Origin of the sequence: Burkholderia sp. JPY481 (genome assembly GCF_038900515.1) — a bacterium.
GTDB classification, from domain to species: Bacteria; Pseudomonadota; Gammaproteobacteria; order Burkholderiales; family Burkholderiaceae; genus Paraburkholderia; species Paraburkholderia youngii.
The window spans coordinates 70,684-86,719 of sequence record NZ_JAYMRT010000009.1 but is presented as its reverse complement, the minus strand read 5'-3'; the positions used below and the strand labels follow the sequence as shown (position 1 = coordinate 86,719).

Annotated in this window: 15 protein-coding genes and 1 tRNA gene; 11 read left to right on the top strand and 5 right to left on the bottom strand. The window is 60.1% G+C overall.

Annotated elements, in window-relative coordinates; translation table 11 throughout:
- Nucleotides 1-3: 3 nt before the first annotated feature.
- Nucleotides 4-204, bottom strand: a complete 201-nt coding sequence (locus VSR82_RS21750) for a helix-turn-helix domain-containing protein (protein ID WP_498858057.1) — start codon at nucleotides 202-204, stop codon at nucleotides 4-6.
- Between the two features lie 331 nt (nucleotides 205-535).
- A complete protein-coding gene (locus tag VSR82_RS21745; RefSeq protein WP_498858056.1) occupies nucleotides 536-1,864 on the bottom strand; it encodes a tyrosine-type recombinase/integrase in 1,329 nt (442 codons plus the stop codon).
- A gap of 477 nt (nucleotides 1,865-2,341) precedes the next feature.
- Here VSR82_RS21745 and VSR82_RS21740 point away from each other — a divergent pair, with 477 nt between their 5' ends.
- From VSR82_RS21740 to VSR82_RS21730, 3 genes are read left to right on the top strand one after another with little or no spacing between them, the layout of a single operon-like run.
- Complete coding sequence (locus tag VSR82_RS21740; RefSeq protein ID WP_498858055.1) at nucleotides 2,342-2,614, top strand: hypothetical protein; 273 nt, start codon at nucleotides 2,342-2,344, stop codon at nucleotides 2,612-2,614.
- Nucleotides 2,615-2,634: 20 nt separating this feature from the next.
- The gene (locus VSR82_RS21735) at nucleotides 2,635-2,886 is read left to right on the top strand and encodes a hypothetical protein (RefSeq protein ID WP_498858054.1); all 252 of its coding nucleotides are present in this window, start codon (nucleotides 2,635-2,637) and stop codon (nucleotides 2,884-2,886) included.
- 53 nt (nucleotides 2,887-2,939) lie between these two features.
- Nucleotides 2,940-3,287, top strand: coding sequence for a hypothetical protein (locus VSR82_RS21730; RefSeq protein ID WP_498858053.1), 348 nt, complete (start codon nucleotides 2,940-2,942; stop codon nucleotides 3,285-3,287).
- A gap of 384 nt (nucleotides 3,288-3,671) precedes the next feature.
- Here the strand turns inward: VSR82_RS21730 and dgt are convergent, their stop codons facing one another.
- A complete protein-coding gene (dgt, locus tag VSR82_RS21725; protein ID WP_498858052.1) occupies nucleotides 3,672-5,117 on the bottom strand; it encodes a dGTP triphosphohydrolase in 1,446 nt (481 codons plus the stop codon).
- Nucleotides 5,118-5,841: 724 nt separating this feature from the next.
- On the opposite strand from dgt, the gene VSR82_RS21720 reads away from it, so the two are divergent.
- Nucleotides 5,842-5,912: transfer RNA gene (locus VSR82_RS21720), tRNA-Arg, on the top strand.
- Between the two features lie 59 nt (nucleotides 5,913-5,971).
- Here VSR82_RS21720 and VSR82_RS21715 read toward each other — a convergent pair.
- Nucleotides 5,972-6,148: an SbtR family transcriptional regulator gene (locus VSR82_RS21715; RefSeq protein ID WP_410852130.1), complete on the bottom strand. Its 177-nt coding sequence runs from the start codon at nucleotides 6,146-6,148 to the stop codon at nucleotides 5,972-5,974.
- 165 nt (nucleotides 6,149-6,313) lie between these two features.
- Here VSR82_RS21715 and VSR82_RS21710 point away from each other — a divergent pair, with 165 nt between their 5' ends.
- The 7 genes from VSR82_RS21710 to rffA are packed head-to-tail and all read left to right on the top strand — an operon-like array spanning nucleotide 6,314 to nucleotide 13,503.
- Nucleotides 6,314-8,551, top strand: coding sequence for a glycosyltransferase (locus tag VSR82_RS21710; protein WP_498858051.1), 2,238 nt, complete (start codon nucleotides 6,314-6,316; stop codon nucleotides 8,549-8,551).
- 53 nt (nucleotides 8,552-8,604) lie between these two features.
- A complete protein-coding gene (locus VSR82_RS21705) occupies nucleotides 8,605-9,246 on the top strand; it encodes a WbqC family protein (RefSeq protein ID WP_498858050.1) in 642 nt (213 codons plus the stop codon).
- Nucleotides 9,246-10,097: a phytanoyl-CoA dioxygenase family protein gene (locus tag VSR82_RS21700; RefSeq protein WP_498858088.1), complete on the top strand. Its 852-nt coding sequence runs from the start codon at nucleotides 9,246-9,248 to the stop codon at nucleotides 10,095-10,097. Before VSR82_RS21705 ends, VSR82_RS21700 begins: the two co-directional genes overlap by 1 nt.
- 12 nt (nucleotides 10,098-10,109) lie before the next feature.
- The gene (locus VSR82_RS21695) at nucleotides 10,110-10,745 is read left to right on the top strand and encodes a class I SAM-dependent methyltransferase (protein ID WP_429461296.1); all 636 of its coding nucleotides are present in this window, start codon (nucleotides 10,110-10,112) and stop codon (nucleotides 10,743-10,745) included.
- 11 nt (nucleotides 10,746-10,756) lie between these two features.
- Nucleotides 10,757-11,407 (top strand): acetyltransferase, encoded by a 651-nt coding sequence (locus VSR82_RS21690; protein WP_498858049.1) that lies wholly within the window; start codon nucleotides 10,757-10,759, stop codon nucleotides 11,405-11,407.
- A 56-nt stretch (nucleotides 11,408-11,463) separates the two neighbouring features.
- Entirely contained in the window at nucleotides 11,464-12,333 is an 870-nt protein-coding gene (locus VSR82_RS21685) for a glycoside hydrolase family protein (RefSeq protein WP_429461292.1), read from the top strand.
- 9 nt (nucleotides 12,334-12,342) lie between these two features.
- A complete protein-coding gene (gene rffA / locus VSR82_RS21680; protein WP_429461290.1) occupies nucleotides 12,343-13,503 on the top strand; it encodes a dTDP-4-amino-4,6-dideoxygalactose transaminase in 1,161 nt (386 codons plus the stop codon).
- A gap of 283 nt (nucleotides 13,504-13,786) precedes the next feature.
- Here the strand turns inward: rffA and VSR82_RS21675 are convergent, their stop codons facing one another.
- Nucleotides 13,787-15,919: a tetratricopeptide repeat protein gene (locus VSR82_RS21675; protein ID WP_498858048.1), complete on the bottom strand. Its 2,133-nt coding sequence runs from the start codon at nucleotides 15,917-15,919 to the stop codon at nucleotides 13,787-13,789.
- Nucleotides 15,920-16,036: the final 117 nt, after the last annotated feature.

Below are 16,036 nucleotides of genomic sequence, written 5' to 3'. Positions count from 1 at the left end.
CCCTCACGCGGCGCGTCGCACTTGCTGGCGGGCGACAAAGGCGATCAGTTCGTCGTGCTCATACCGCACGCGCGAGCCCATATGGCAGTAATTTGGGCCGCGCTTTTGTACGCGCCAGTTCGCGAGCGTTTGGGTCGTAACGCCGAGCATTTCGGCGGCCTCGCGGGGCGTGCGCAGCGGATTCGAAAGGGAGAGAGCGGCCATGCTGGCCTCCTGTGAGTAGGCGAGCGGATTCGTCACGCTGGCGGACGCGCGCGCGGGGTTAATTAAGCAAACGCCGGATAAAATCGTCTCGCGGGAGACGCGGACGAAAGAAATCGGGAGGACGGCGGCGGGAAATGGCGGAAAACCCGGCCGGATAAAGGTTTGCGGCCAGAAACGAAAACGCCCGCGAGGTCGTCGCGGGCGTTGGACATAGCAATACTGACTACGAAAATATAGTCGAATTTCGCTGATCCTGTGCTAAATGAAAAGGACCCGAATAAATCGCCATGTATTCCTAATGATCGGGTGGCATGGCTTATGCAAGCGCATTTCAGCCGGCGCGACCGAGCGGGACGACCTCGGCGCCCTCGCTCTCGCGTTGCGCGAGCATGGCGTCCGTGGCGCGCTCGACCGAGGCGCGGACCGGATCGAGCTGGAGGCGTGCATAGATCGCGGTCGAGCGCTGGCTCCGGTGTCCGAGACCCCGTCCGATGATCGCGAGACTTGTCCCTAGCTGGGCTTGCCAGCTCGCGCCGGTGCGGCGCAAGTCATGCGGGCGGAGATCGGGGAGTCGCGCGTCGGCGACGTCGATCCCGAGGCGCTCGGCGTGGGCGCGGGCGTGGCGTAGACGCACGGCGAGCGCGCCGGCCGCCGAATCGAAAGCCTCGTCGGCCTCCGCGAGCCGCGCGGAGATCTCGGCCAGCTCGTCGCGATCGAGCAGGCGCCGCCACGCCCGCGCGACGGTCGCCAGGTGTCCGGACTCGCTCGCCTCGCTCGGGAAAACGAACCCGCGCGAGCGCTCACGCGCCGCGAGGATCTCGACGGCCGCCGGCACGAGCGGGAGGACGAGCGAGTCGCCGTTTTTGGTTGTCGGGAGGCGCCACTCGCCGCGCCCGAGATCGACGTCGCGCCATTGCATCGCGAGCACGGAACCCCGGCGCGCGCCGGTCAGTAACGCGAGCTGGAAAGCGTCGCGGTAATCGGGATTTGCCTCGCCGTCGATCGCCACAAAAAAACGTTTCAGCTCGGCGCCCGAGAGAAAACGGTCGCGCTCGACGCGGGGATTTTTTTTAACCCGTTTCGCGGGGTTTTCGCCGGAAATGAGTTTCCACTCGATCGCCTTTGCGAAAACCGTCGAGACGAGCGCGAGCGCCTGGTTAGCGGCGGCCGGCGCGGTTTTCGAGATCCGCCGGTGCCATGCGCGCAAAACGTCGTCCGTGATCTCGGAGGCGCGGCGCGCGCCGAGCGGCGCGGCGAGGTAACGGCGATATTGCGCCTCGTCCTCCTCCCACGATTTTTTAAAGGGTTTCGCGTGATCGTCGAGAAACGTCGCGAAAAGCCCGTCGAGGGTCGGCTCGGCGCGCAGCGCGCGACGCGCCTCGGCCGGGTTCGCGCCGGCCGAGATCTCGGCGAGGAGGGTTGCGGCCTCGTGGCGTGCGCGTTTGGTATCGACAACGGGAAAGCGGCCGAGCCCGAGGCGTTCGAGGCGGCCGGCGCGCGTGCGCTTCAAAACCGAAAAGGATTTGACGCCCGAGGCGGAGACGCGCAGCTCCAGCCCGCGAATCTCGCTGTCGCGGTATGTCACGCGATCGGCCGGCGGTGCGCGGAGGCTGGCGATTTTTCGATCAGAAAAGGCAAAACAGCGGGCGCCGGACGACATGGGGAATTATCTCGCGGGATAGTCCAGTAACGTCCGGTATTCTAGCGCCACTTAACGTCCATAAGTGTTGCGCGTTACTGAGGGATCCCGGGAACGACCGTCGAACAAGGTTTTGCGCTAGGCGTCAAGGTGTGACGGGTTTGTTGGGGTAACACAGGGGCAACGTCCCGCGCGGCCGGCGCGGGCTTGCTCGACGATCATCGCGAGCGCCGCCTCGGGTTCGAGGAGGTCGAGCGGGACCTAGTGCTGGCGGACCATATGGCGCTCGACGAGCCGGCGCCATAAAACCGGGAAACCCCTCGCGAGCTGGATCGCGTTGATTGCCACGGCTTCGCATGCCGGAACGCGCGCGAGCCGTGGCATTGCGCCGCCTTGCGATTGAGTAGGGATTCAATTCGCTACGTTTTGCCACGCGTCGCGCGCACGCACAGATCGCACACTGTGACGGATACGCAAACAGGCAACACGGAGGAAAAAATGGACGTCACGCTCGCCCGGTCACCCGCTACGCTGCGCGCGCTAAAAGCGGTCGAGACGCGTCGCCGCAATGCGGGCCTCTCGCCCGCACGCGCGCCGGGGACGCCCTCGGCCGGCACGCTCGCAGCGCTAAAGGCGGTCGAGACGCGCCGGCGCAATGCGGGCCTTTCCCCCGAACGCGCCGCCTATCTCGTGAAGCTCCGCGCCAGCATGGCCGGCGCATCGCGGGCGCACGCAAACGCCAAGCGGGCAAAAAGGCGCCCGTCCCCGTAACCGTCACGGTCGAGGAGCTTATGGCAAAGCTCGCCGAAAACGATTATCGGTGCGCGGTTACTGGCTTGCCGTTTTACGTGGACGAGGCGGAGAAAAGTTTTGGCCCGTCGCGCCCGAGCCTCGACAGGATCGAGGTCGGCGGCCCGTACAGCGCGGATAACCTCCGCGTCGTGCTCCTCGGCGTGAATGCCTTACGCGGATGCGGCTCGGACGCCGATATGGTCCGCATCGCTCGCGCGATTGTCGGGCGGGTCGATGCGGCCGTTAGGTGAGGCGCACGTAACGTACTACGATTAAGGTCGTCATCCTTTATGCGGAGACACCTATGAAGGTTCACCATCTTTGCGCCATCCCCTTGCTGATCGCCAGCTTTGCCGCCTATGCCGATGCCGCTTCCGACAAGCAGTTCGAAGTCTGCCGGTCGAAGCTGAAACAGGCACAGAAGCTGGAGATGCTTTACGACCTTGACTGGAAGCCTCCGCGGGAACCTAAGGTTGTCGCCGGCCCCACCTTCTCCAAAGTTGGCATTGATGCGAAAGAGGGTTTCGCCGAAACCGTTAACTGTTTTCTCATGGCCGGCCAAAGCGGCAAGTACGTTAATTTCGATGTTCTCGACTGGCGTACAGGGAAGAGTGTGGGCCGGTACTCGAATGGCGTACTGCGTATGAAGTAGAAACGCGAGCCGCCTGTGTCCGACAAGTGTTGCGAATCTCTCTTCAAATCCTCCAGCCCCCTTCGAATATTAGTTTCCTGTGCCGGGGTCCCTGTGCCCTCGATGCGTCTAGGGTAACTCTGGGGTACTCGCGGATCTCGTCCGGAGCCAGTGGTGCGCGCACGCGCGTAAGGGGTGTGAAAAATCAAAACGATTGACGCGCCTCTGTCATCTCTCAAACGAGCACAGCACGTACAAGGGGTTACCGGCCGCCACGCGTCGCTGGCGGCCGCTACGACGTCGCGGATCCTATGGGCGCCGTGCGCCGCAAGCAGAGTTCAATGGGCAACAAGCCTGCGGACTGATCGCGCTCTACGGGACGACGCGATTCGCGTAGTAGTAGTACTAAAACGGTTTGAAGAACGAGTGCTCGTGATTGGTCGACGTAAGTCGCGCGAAAAATTCCGTCGCGTATCGGTCAGTCATTCCCGCGACAAAATCGCAAATTACCCGTTTCTTGTCCGGTTTCGCCGCCGAATCATATTTGTCTCGCCAATCATCCGGCAACAAGAGATGCCCCTTTGTCTTGTCTTCGGCTAGTGCCGAAAATATCTTTTTGACGATGTCTCTTCCACGGTACTCCACAACACGCATGCGTGGAGACATCGTTAGGGCTTCAAAGGTGAGATGTTTGATCGTCTCAATCTTTATTCTCACATAATCATCGACATGAATCTGAGATAGGGCGGGGAATTTCGTGTCGAAATTAACGGAAACCCCGGAAATAAATTCTTTGACAAGCTCCGAAGTGAACTGCGTTCGAAGAAATCCGTCTGAAGAAATGGTCTTGGACCGCCGATAGACGAAAATCATGTTTGCCACTCGATTCATGAATTCATCTTTAGATGCTGCGATATTCTCGTGCTCAAAGATTTTTCCAAATGATTTTACTATGACATCCTGAATGTCATCGACGGTTAAATTTAGCTTCGTCGCTTCGTTAACCTTTTTCGTTACCTGCCCGAGAATCTTATTGTCAGCAGTGAGGCTGATTATTTCTAGTGGATGAAAAAAACCTGCTTTGAACGCATCTTCAAGGTCATACGTCGAGTAAGCGATGTCATCGGCGATGTCCATGATTTGACATTCAACCGTCTTGAACCGTGAATCAGGCGCCCCCGGCGCAACGGCCTTCTTTGTGTCTGCAATCAATTTGCCTTCGGATATGTAATATCCTTTCGCAAGCCTTTTGGGATCAGGTCGATCGCTTCTCTTCGTTGGAATTTTTCTGTTGTATTTGAGAAGCGCGGCAATGCTCCGGTAGGTAAGATTGAGACCGCATTGCGACTCATTGCTGCTGCTATTCATTTCCCTTTTCTCAAGACGAGAAATGATGCGGAGCGTCTGGGCATTCCCCTCGAATCCGCCGTAATTTTCCATGCACTCGTCTAGAGCATGCTCCCCGTTATGACCAAAGGGTGGGTGGCCAATGTCATGAGCCAGCGCAGCTAGTTCGACGAGGTCCGTATTGATGGCATTGCCTTTCAACGACGGTGTAGTTGCATTTAGCCTGAGCGAAATGCCCTTTGCGATTTGAGCCACTTCCATCGAATGTGTTAGGCGATTCCGAAAAAAGTCAGATTCGACTCCTGGGAACAATTGCGTCTTGCCTTGCAATCTTCGGAACGACGCACAGTGGACGAGTCGTGCGTAATCGCGACGGAACTGAGCCCGGAACGGGTCGGAAGGCTCGAATTCTTGCCCGCTAACCACGGGGGCCGCGCGGCCGACGTCCTGCAATGTATAGAGTGCTCCCGATTTGGCGGCCGGAGTGTTATTGTTTTTATTCATTTTGCATGGCAAAAAAAAAGCTAGGGTACTTCCCTAGCCAGTAATTGGAGTGCTAACGCGATTAGCCTTTCTGTGCGCCGCCAGTCTTCCGGCGTGTGCCGCTGGGCTGCGGCCCTCGCGCTTTGGACCCTTTCGCTTGCGACAACTTGCTACCTGCTTGCATCCGTTGCAGGAAGCCCGCCATCTCAGTCTTGACTAGCTTGCTAGCTGCGTCGAACGCGGCGTACTGATCGAATTTGGATGCAGGAGTCATGGGAGGCCTCAGTCTTGGTTTGTGGTTGCAGGCACGGCGTTGGATGCACGTTTTTGGGTGTGAGCAACTTGGTTTTCAATTGTCAAGTATGTGGTGCGGGAGTTCAAGCAAAAGATTGCAAATTATGTGGCGGGTTTTTGACGGTTCAAAATTTATCCTCCGATTCGGGGACGCAAAAATGCAAGCCTGCGGAGCCCCACAACTGTCGACGCCGGCGGTCGAAACCCTATTTTTCAGCGATGCATTAGGAACCGGTTACTGGCGCACAACGGCGCAAACGTCGCAGGTCTTGTAGGTGCCGCGACTATGAGAGATGCGCCGAAAGTGCGTGTTCGACGTCGGGCGGCGGCCGCCGTCGCGATTGTTGTGCTTTGGTCAACCAACAGAATGCTCGACCTCGATCAGTCTGCGCGAGAGTTGCGCTCAATATCTGCTATTGCGCACGAACTGCGTTCTATCTGCGCTATACTTGCGCCGTCGCTGCATGAAGCCGTCCCCTCCGAAGGCAGGGGTTGCTGGTTCGATCCCAGCCGGGCGCGCCAAGAATTTTTCCCCCTAGAGTTCATAGTCGGCGGTCGATTGCGCGGGCAAGGCACGCTCGTCAATCCGTTCCCGCGCTGCGCTTCGCCAAAATCTCCCCGGTAATCAAATCGAACACACGATCGGCGCGCGCATCGCCGTCGGCCTGCGCGCGGGCGAGCAACGCCGCGCCGGCCCCGCGCAGCGTCACGCACGACGCATGAAGCGCCGACGCCAGGTCCTCGATCGCCCCCGTCAAACACGACCCATTACCGCCGATTCTTCTGATTCAATGGACTGGCAGAGGAATTGGCGAGGATTTGACCGTCAGTTCGGGGGTTTGTTTGAGCCCAATCCGATTTAGTCTCATCCTCATCTGTAGCGATCCCCTGATCGGCCCCCCTTCCCGGCAAAGTAGAAACTCATGAATCGCCAGCTGCAATTATTTGCCAAGCTCAACTCGCCGTACTACGTCTATGCGCCGGATTTCACGCTTGCATCCGGCGGCATTCGCGCGATGCACTACCTGTGTCATGCGCTCAATCTGGCAGGCGAAGAAGCCTACGTCACGACCGACAAGGTGTCTCCCGGTCTGCGCACGCCCACGCTCACGCTCAAGGAGGTCGAGCGTCATCGCGCCGAAAATCGCGAGCCGATCATCGTTTATCCGGAGGTCGTGAGCGGCAACCCTGCCAACGCCCGCCACGTCGTCCGCTATCTGCTGAATGTGCCGGGCTTTCTGCATCAGAAAGGATATACGTGGGGCGCCGACGACCTCATTTACGCGCATGGAAGCTGTGTCGTTCCTGCGGGTATGGAAGCGGATCTGCTGCAACTGCCGCTCATCAATACGAGCATTTACAACCGCGACGGCGTCGACGATACGAAGCGCTCGGGCAGTCTGGTCTTCATTAATCGCTATTTGGGCCGCGGGGGGCAACTCAGTCCGATTACGGAAGGGTGCACGGAAATATCGTTCCGTGTCGTGCGGCGCACGCCCGAACAGCTTGCCGCGCTTTATCGGTCGGCCGAATTCCTCTACACGTACGAGCCCTCGACAGCCTGCTTCGAGGCGATGCTGTGCGGATGCCCGGTCGTGTATCTGCCGAATAACGTCATGCTCGACATGCCGCCGCCGAGCTACCTGACCGATGTCGGTTCGGCGTGGGGCAATTCGCCCGAACAGATCGAGCATGCGCGGCGCACGATCGATCGCGTTCCCGAGGTCTACGAGCAGGTCAATCAATCGTTCCTGCGCGAACTCGAAGCTTTCATCGATCGGACCCAAGCGCGTGTGCGCAAAATCGCGTCCGCGCAAGCCGCGCAAGCCGCGCAAGCCGGCCTGATTCCCGCAAAAAAGCGCGTGATTTTGTTGTCGGCCGATCCCGCAGGCGCCACCGCGCCGCTCATGCGCCTCATCAAGCCGCTGGGTCTCGCGCCGGACGACTGGGAAGTCGTGTCAGGGTTGCAGGACGGTCAGGTCAACGTCGACCTTACAAATCCGCCGCAACTGATTGTGCTTCAACGGGCCATCGTCGGCATGTTCTCGCTCGATGCGCTGAAACAGTTGTTCCGTCTCGGCATCCCCATTGTCTACGATACGGACGCGCGTTTCGATGCGCAGAGCGAGCAGTTCAAGGCATCGATCGACTGTGCCGTGCAACATGCCCATGCGGTAATCGTGGCCAATGAGCAATTGGCCGACGCGTATCGCGCGATCTCGTCGCGCGTGCATGTCGTACCGAGCCAGGTGGTATTCGAGCTCTTCGAGCATCCGGTTCGCGCGGCCGCGCCGGTGGTTCGTATCGGTGTATTCAGCAATTCGCTGGAAGCGTCGAATTTCGCGGTGCTCGACAAAGCGCTTCGCAAGATTCATGACCGTTACGGCAACCAGGTCAAATTCGCGTTCGTGGGCGAGACATCTCCTGCGGGCTGGGGTGCAGGCCGGGGCGCCCGGTTCGTCAAAGTCGCGCCGACGCTCGACGAGCGCGCGCGTCAACTGCATGAGCTCGAGCTCGATATCGCGCTTGTGCCGCTCGACAATACCGCTTTCAATGAAAGCGGCTCGACGGCGTCGTATCTGGAATTCTCCGCGGCCGGTATGGCCACCATCGCGAGCGCGCGCGCGGCGTATGGCGCGGCGATCCAAAACGGTTACGACGGCTTGCTGGCGAACGACACCGAGCAAGACTGGATCGATGCCATCGGCAAATTGATCGAGACGCCGTCGCTGCGCCGGCAACTGGCGCATACGGCGCAGGCCAAGGTGCGCAGATGGCATTCGCTGCGCGAATTGCCCGCGTCTTTGGAAGGCGCGCTAATGAGCGCGTTGGGTGTCGAACAACCCGAGCCGCCGTCGCAAACGGAGAGTGCGTCGGAAATCGTGCGCGGCGTGCTTGTTCTCGATCCCGAAGGTTGCGGCGAGCAGATCGACCGGACCTTCGGTTATATCGACTCCACGCCGTACAGGGATTTGATTCGTGTTGTGCTGACTACTCAGCAGGACATCCTGCCGGAATGGACGACGAAACTGCGATATCTGAAAGCCGCCAATCCGCGGGAATACGAAGCCGCCGCCGCTCAACTGCTCGCGCTGCCGACTTTCGATTGGGCGCTTGTGACCGAGGCGGGAACCATTCAAGCGGGAATGCAAGTGCAATGAAAAAAGTTGCCATCGTCCAATCCAACTACATTCCGTGGAAAGGATATTTCGACATGATCGCGGCCGTCGACGAGTTCATTCTCTACGACGACATGCAATACACGCGACGCGACTGGCGCAATCGCAATCAGATCAAAACGCCGCAAGGCGTTCAATGGCTAACGGTGCCCGTGCGCGTCAAGGGCCGTTACGACCAGAAAATCAATGAAACGGAGATAGACAGCGATACGCCCTGGGCCGGCAATCACTGGAAGGCGTTGACGCAGAACTACCGCCGGGCGCCGCACTTCGAAGAAATCGCGGCTTGGCTTGCGCCGTTCTACGAGGAGAAATCGTTCGTCTTGCTTTCGGATTTCAATCGAAGTCTGATCAGCGAGATTTGTGGGTATCTAGGCATCAAGACGCGTATTACGAGTTCGTCGGATTACGTGCTGGCGGATGGCAAAACGGAGCGGCTGGCCGATCTCTGTGCGCAAGCTGGGGGGGCGACCTATATCTCGGGGCCGGCGGCGAAAGACTACGTCGACGAGAGCATTTTTCAGAATGCCGGAATCGAATTGCAGTGGTTCGAGTACGCCGGGTATCCCGAGTATCCGCAGCAGTGGGGAGAGTTCACGCACGGCGTGACCATCCTGGACCTGCTGTTCAACTGCGGGAAATCCTCGGCGCAGTATATGAAGTACGTCGCGTCGTGATGTCGGAAGACGGGAAAACTGAAACCATGTTCGTCGAACGCACTGTCCCCACCGGCCGTTACGGCATAACGGAACAGGTCCAGGGAACCTCCGAAGCAGAACTCGCGGCCGAAAGCCTCCGCAATGTCGGCTATGCCGTTCTCGACGCCGGATACGACGCCGCCGGTTTGCAGGCATTGCAGGCGGAATTCGAACGAGTGCGCCACGCCTATATCGATCATTTCGGCGAAGACCGCCTGCGCCGTCTGAACGAGTTTCATACGGTGCGCTCGCCGCTGACGCTCGATAGCCGCTCGTTCCTCGACCTGGCCTTGAATACGGCGCTACTCGATACGCTCAGGTGCGCCATCACCGGAACGTTCATTCTGAATCAGCAGAATGCACTGGTGAATCCGCCTGGAGAGGCGTACAGCCAGGCCGCGTGGCACCGGGATTTGCCGTACCAGCATTTTGTGGCGTCGCGTCCGATCGCCATCAACGCGCTCTTTTGCGTCGACGATTTCACGAGCCAGAACGGTGCGACCTTTATTCTCCCGGCCTCGCACAAGTCCGAGAAATTCCCGAGCGACGAATACGTGCGCCGCAATGCGCTTCAGGTCGAAGCCAAAGCCGGCTCGTTCATTCTGCTGGACTGCATGCTTTACCACTGCGGCGGCATCAACAGTTCGCCATTGCAACGCCGCGCGGTGAATCACGTATTCACCATTCCGTACCTCAAGCAGCAGATCAATATTCCAGCCAATCTGGCTTCGGCGGCGTTGACGCCCCGGGATCAGGCGATCCTAGGCTTCGGTCATCAGGAGCCCGCCTCTGTCGATGCTTATTTCGCGCAGCGCGAATCGCGACAGTAATCAGGAAAAAATATGACCCGGAATAACGACACGATTCGCGCCGAAGTGGCGAAGTACTACAGCGGCAAGCTCAGCGAGCACGGGGAAAGCCCGCGCGGCGTTGACTGGAACGGCGAGGAAGGCCAGACGCTGCGATTCGTCCAGCTTTCCAAAGTGATCGCCCCAGATCGACAGTTTTCGATCAACGATATCGGCTGCGGGTACGGCGCGTATTACGACTTTCTGTCGACGACGCATCGCGATTTCAGTTATGTCGGCACCGACATCAGCAACGACATGGTGGTCGCCGCACGCAATCGCCATGCCGAAGCCGATAACGCGAAATTCCTGTTTACCGAACGCCCCGCCGAGCCGGCCGACTATAGCGTGGCGAGCGGCATTTTCAATGTGCGGATGGAGCGCACGGACGGCGAGTGGCTCGACTACGTCAAAGCAACGCTCGATGTGATCGCCGAATCCAGTCGTGAAGGTTTCTCCTTCAATTGTTTGACGTCGTATTCCGACCGCGACAAGATGCGCGACTACCTCTATTACGCCGACCCGGCCTGGGCATTCGATTTCTGCAAGCGCCGCTATTCCCCGCACGTCGCGCTGTTGCACGACTACGGTTTGTACGAGTTCACCATCCTCGTAAGGCAGAAACCATGAAGAAACCTTTGGTGATTTTTGGCGCCGGTGACATTGCTGAGCTCGCGCACTTCTACTTCACGCACGATTCGGATCGTGAAGTCGCCGCGTTTACGGTCGACGAGGCCTGGATCGACAAGCCGGTGTTCTGCGGTCGGCCGGTGGTGGCGTTCGAATCGCTGGCCTCGACTTACCCCGCTGACAAGTACGACATCTTCATCGCTCTGAGTTATTCGAAGCTCAATGCGATTCGCAAAGAGAAATATCTGGCGGCGAAGGCAATGGGTTATGGCATCGCCAGCTATGTCAGCTCGCGTGCGTATGTGCCGGACCCCAACCGGATCGGCGAGAACTGTTTCATCCTCGAAGACAACACGATCCAGCCGTTCGCCACGATCGGCAACAACGTGACGCTCTGGAGCGGCAATCATATCGGCCATCACTCGCAGATCGGCGATCACACCTTCGTGGCTTCGCACATTGTCGTGTCGGGCGGCGTAAAGATCGGCGAGCAGTGTTTTATCGGTGTCAATGCGACGCTTCGCGATCATATTCAGATCGGCGATAGATGCGTGGTTGGCGCCGGCGCCATCCTGTTGGCCGATGCCGAAAGCGAAGGCGTCTATATCGGCCAGGCGACGGAACGTTCGCGCGTTCCCAGCACAAGGCTCCGCGGGATATGAACAGGACGCAACGGTGGGAGAAGCAGCGAATGATCTTCTGCCCGCCCGAAACAGGCGTGCATCCCAAACTGCGTTCGCACGCGGCTAATCCGCTGCCTTTGCAGCTGGACGGCGACGTCTATCGCATCTTCTATAGCGGCCGCGATGAGCAAAATCGCTCGTCGGTCGGCGCGGTCGATGTCGATATTGTCCGGCGCGAGATTGTCGCGACGCATCGCGAGCCATTCCTGATTCACGGCCCCTCAGGCAGTTTTTATGCCGCCGGCGTGAGTATCGGCAATTGCTATGTCGCGAACGGCATCCGCTACATGCTGTTCATGGGCTGGCAAAACCCCGAAGGCGGACATTGGCGCGGAGATATCGGCCGGGTGCCCGTTACCGACGATCTGATGCTCGACGAAAGTCGCGTCGAAATGCTGATGGGCTCCGATGCCTGCGATCCCGTCAGCTTGTCGTATCCGTGGGTGATGGGCGCCGAGGGCGGCGGTTTGCAGATGTGGTACGGCTCCACCGTGACGTGGAATGCCGGTAACGGTGAAATGCTGCACGTCTTCAACTACGCCACCTCCGACGACGGCGATCAGTGGGTCCGTCACGGTCAGGTCGTGCCGCATCAACTCGGCACGGCACAGGCGTTTTCTCGCCCCACCGTTTGTCTGCATCCGCAAGGCGGCTACGAGATGTGGTTTTCGTATCGCAGCGGCAGCGGCACGCCTTATCAGATCGGTTATGCAAAAAGCGCCGACGGCAAAAACTGGGTGCTCGCGCTCGACGAAGTCGGCATCGAGCCGTCACCGCAAGGTTGGGACGCCAACATGATCGAGTACCCGTACGTGTTCGATCATAAAAACGAACGATACATGCTTTACAACGGCGACCGGTTCGGAGCGACTGGATTCGGACTCGCAATTCTGCGTCGAGACTAGAGTCATAAAATGAAAAAGATCCCGTTCAATCAGCCCCATATGGGCGGCAAAGAGCTGTTCTACATTGCACAGGCTCACATCAACGGAAAACTGGCCGGCGACGGCCCGTACACCAAGCGATGCCACACCTGGCTGGAAACGACGACCGGCTGCGATAAAGCGCTGCTCACGCACTCGTGCACCGCGGCGCTCGAAATGGCCGCGCTGTTGCTGGATATCCAGCCCGGTGACGAAATCATCATGCCGTCTTATACCTTCGTATCGACGGCCAATGCGTTCGCATTGCGCGGCGGCATTCCGGTATTTGTCGATATTCGGGAAGACACGCTCAATCTCGACGAGCGTCTGATTGAAGCCGCAATCACGCCGCGTACGCGCGCGATCGTGCCGGTGCATTACGCAGGCGTTGCGTGCGAAATGGACACGATCATGGAGATCGCGCAACGCCATAATCTCAAGGTGGTGGAAGACGCCGCGCAAGGGGTGATGGCGACGTACAAGGGGCGGGCGCTCGGCAGCATCGGCGACCTCGGCACCTACAGTTTCCACGAAACGAAAAACGTGATTTCGGGCGAAGGCGGTGCATTGCTGGTCAATCGGCCCGAATACGCCGAAGCCGCGGAAATCATCCGTGAAAAAGGCACGAACCGAAGCCAGTTTTATCGCGGCCAGGTCGACAAGTACACGTGGCAATCCATCGGTTCGTCGTTTCTGCCCGGCGAGCTGATTGCCGCTTTTCTTTGGGCCCAGCTCGAAGAGGCCGAGCAGATCACGAAAACGCGACTGGAAAACTGGTCGCGCTATCACGCCATGCTGGAGCCGTTCGAGGCGAAAGGCATGCTGAGGCGGCCTGTCGTTCCGGAGCACTGCCAGCACAATGCGCATATGTATTACGTGCTGGTCGAATCGCTCAGCGAGCGACAGCGTGTTCTGGAACGGCTGCGTCAAAACGGGATCGATGCGGTCTTTCACTACGTGCCGCTGCATTCTTCGCCTGCGGGGCTGCGTTATGGCCGCACGCACGGCTCGCTCGCGGTGACGGAATCGCAGGCGAACCGGCTGATCCGGTTGCCGCTTTGGTTCGGCATGACGGAGGACGACCAGCAGCAAGTGACTCGCGCATTTGCTGCGTTCCAGATTCGAGAACGGAATTTCGTCGAGGCAGTATAGAGTCCCGCAGGTTGAGCCTAATTATGAAAAGAATGGTAATTCCGGCTCAAATTGCGTGTTGAATTCCGGCGTCGGAAAAGAGGGCGAGGATCGAGAACGAGGCGGCTTTGCCGGCGGTCGCAGCCGAATGCGAAGGCGCCCGAACATGAGCGGGGGACTCACGCGGACGAAACCGGGATGATCGTTGGGCATATGCCGCCAGGGAGATCGCCAGACGGCGGTGCGCGTCGCGCACAGGCCTAATTAATTGTCTGCTCACTGCACCGCAAGCGCGGCGTTGATGTCACGCGCCGAACCACGCAGCGCAGGCCTGTCGCACGCGCTCCGCGACAGCGGGCCACGGTTCATCCAGCCCTCGCCTGAACAGACGAACTGTATCGGGATACCACGGCGAGTCGTCGCGGCCGTGCATCCAGCGCCAGTCCACGTCGCGTGCCGGCAAGAGCACCCAGCATGGTTTGCCGAGCGAGGCTGCCAGATGTGCTGTCGACGTGTCCACGCAGATCAGTAGATCGAGTTGCGAGATGACCGCAGCCGTGTCGGTGAAGTCTTCGAGGTCCGCGCCGAGAGGCAGGATCGGGAGGCTCGCAGGAAATGACAGCGCTTCGTCTTCCCCCGCGCCTTTTTGCAGGCTCACGAACTTCACGTCCGGCAGGCTCCACAGCGGCGCAAGTGCGTTGAGCAACGGTAGCGACCGGTGCACGTCGTTGTGGTGTTTCGGGTTGCCCTTCCACACGAGACCCACGCGGTGTCCCGCGCCCAGAGCGGCAAGGCGCGCGCGCCAATGGGCGACGCGCGACGGGGCCAAGGTGATGCGCAGGGGCGGCGGAATCGTGTCGAGCGTCGTGCCTAGATACAGCGGTGCGCTGAGCGCGCTGGTCCAGCAATCGAAATCGCCGGCACGCGCGGAGGCTTCGTCATGAGTGAGCACGGCGTCGACTCCATCGACATCGGCGAACAGGCGTTGTAGCGGTGCCATACAGGCAAACGCGACGTGAGCGGCGCCCTGAGCCTTCAAGAGGCGCAGATAGCGCCCGAATTGCAGCATGTCGCCCAGTCCATCCTCCTGCCAAACGAGCAGTGATTTGCCGGCGAGCGGCTCGCCTCGCCAGCGCGGGCACCGCAGCATCGACTGCGAGGCGTGATGCGCGAAGTCAGGCATGTGGTAGCGGCATTCGTAGAGCAGAAAGCCTTCCTCGAAGCGGCCCATGCTGATGAGCAGCGTGGCGAGACGGAACTTCGCGTCGCCGTAATCGGGGCGCAGTGCGAGCGCGCGGCGATAGGCGGCTTCGGCTTGCTCCAGGTCGCCGAGTTCTTTCACGATGCTGCCGATGTTGAAGTGGGTTTCGGCGATATCGGCGCGCAATGAGAGCGCGTGGCGAAACGCCGTGAGTGCCTCGGGGAGGCGAGCTTGCGCCAGCAGCGTGCAGCCCAGGTTATTGGCCGCTTCGACACGGTTCGGCGCGAGCCGAAGCGCGTCGCGATACGCGGATTCGGCATCGGCCAGTTTGTCCAGGGCGTGCAGCACGCAACCGAGGTTGTAGTGCGCCTCGGCGAACGCGGGGCGCAACGCAAGCGTCTGCCGGTAGGCGTTTTCCGCCTCGGGCAGGCGCTTGAGTTCGGTGAGCACACAGCCGAGGTTGTTGAGCGCGTCCGCGTAGGCCGGCCGGATCTGAAGCGCGAGCCGGCAGGCCAGCTCGGCTTCGCGAAGCCGGCCGCGCGTCCTGTAAATGGCGCCCAGGTTGTTCAGTGCCTCGGGGTATTGCGGGTGCGCGAGCAGAGCCTGCCGATACGCTTCTTCAGCCTCTTCGATCCGGCCGCGTTCGCACAAAAGATTGCCGAGGTTGTTGTTCGCCTTCGCAAATTGAGGATTCGCGGCGAGCGCTGTGCGATAGGCCGCCTCCGCTTCGTCGAGGCGGCGCTGCTCGTGAAGCACGATGCCGAGGTTGTAATTCGCGTCGACGTGATTCGGGCGAAGAGCGAGCGCCACGCGGTACGCGGCCTCGGCGGTGTCGTGCCGTCCGAGACGGTGCAGGACAATGCCGCGATTGCTGTGGACATCGGGATCCTCGGGGCGTATCGCAGCAAGCAGTCCATAAACCGCTTCCGCTTCGGCAAGCTGGTTGAGGGTCGCGAGCATCGCTCCGAGGCCCAGATACGCATCGGCGAAATCCGGCTTCGCCTGAATGCAGCGCAACCATAGAGCTTGCGCGTGCGCGGGCTGCCCCGCACCCGTCGCGCACACGGCCGCGAGGTTGAGCGCATCGGCGTGCTGCGCGTCCTCGGGGGTGGCCTCCGTGCCGACCAGAGGCGCAAGCAGCGCCAGTGCGTCGGCGAACTGTCCGGTGGCGCTCAGGGCGGTGGCTTCGCTCAGAATGTGCTGGCGCGTGGGGGCGAGTGGGCTCGTAGCGGTCACGGTGGGCGTGGGGGAATCGTGGATTTGCAGCTTAAGGTATGAGCTCGCGCGGTGGCGGCCCGAATTGAGCGCGAAGCGCGGTTCAATTCGACCGATGACGGGCAGCGCGGGCTTTGT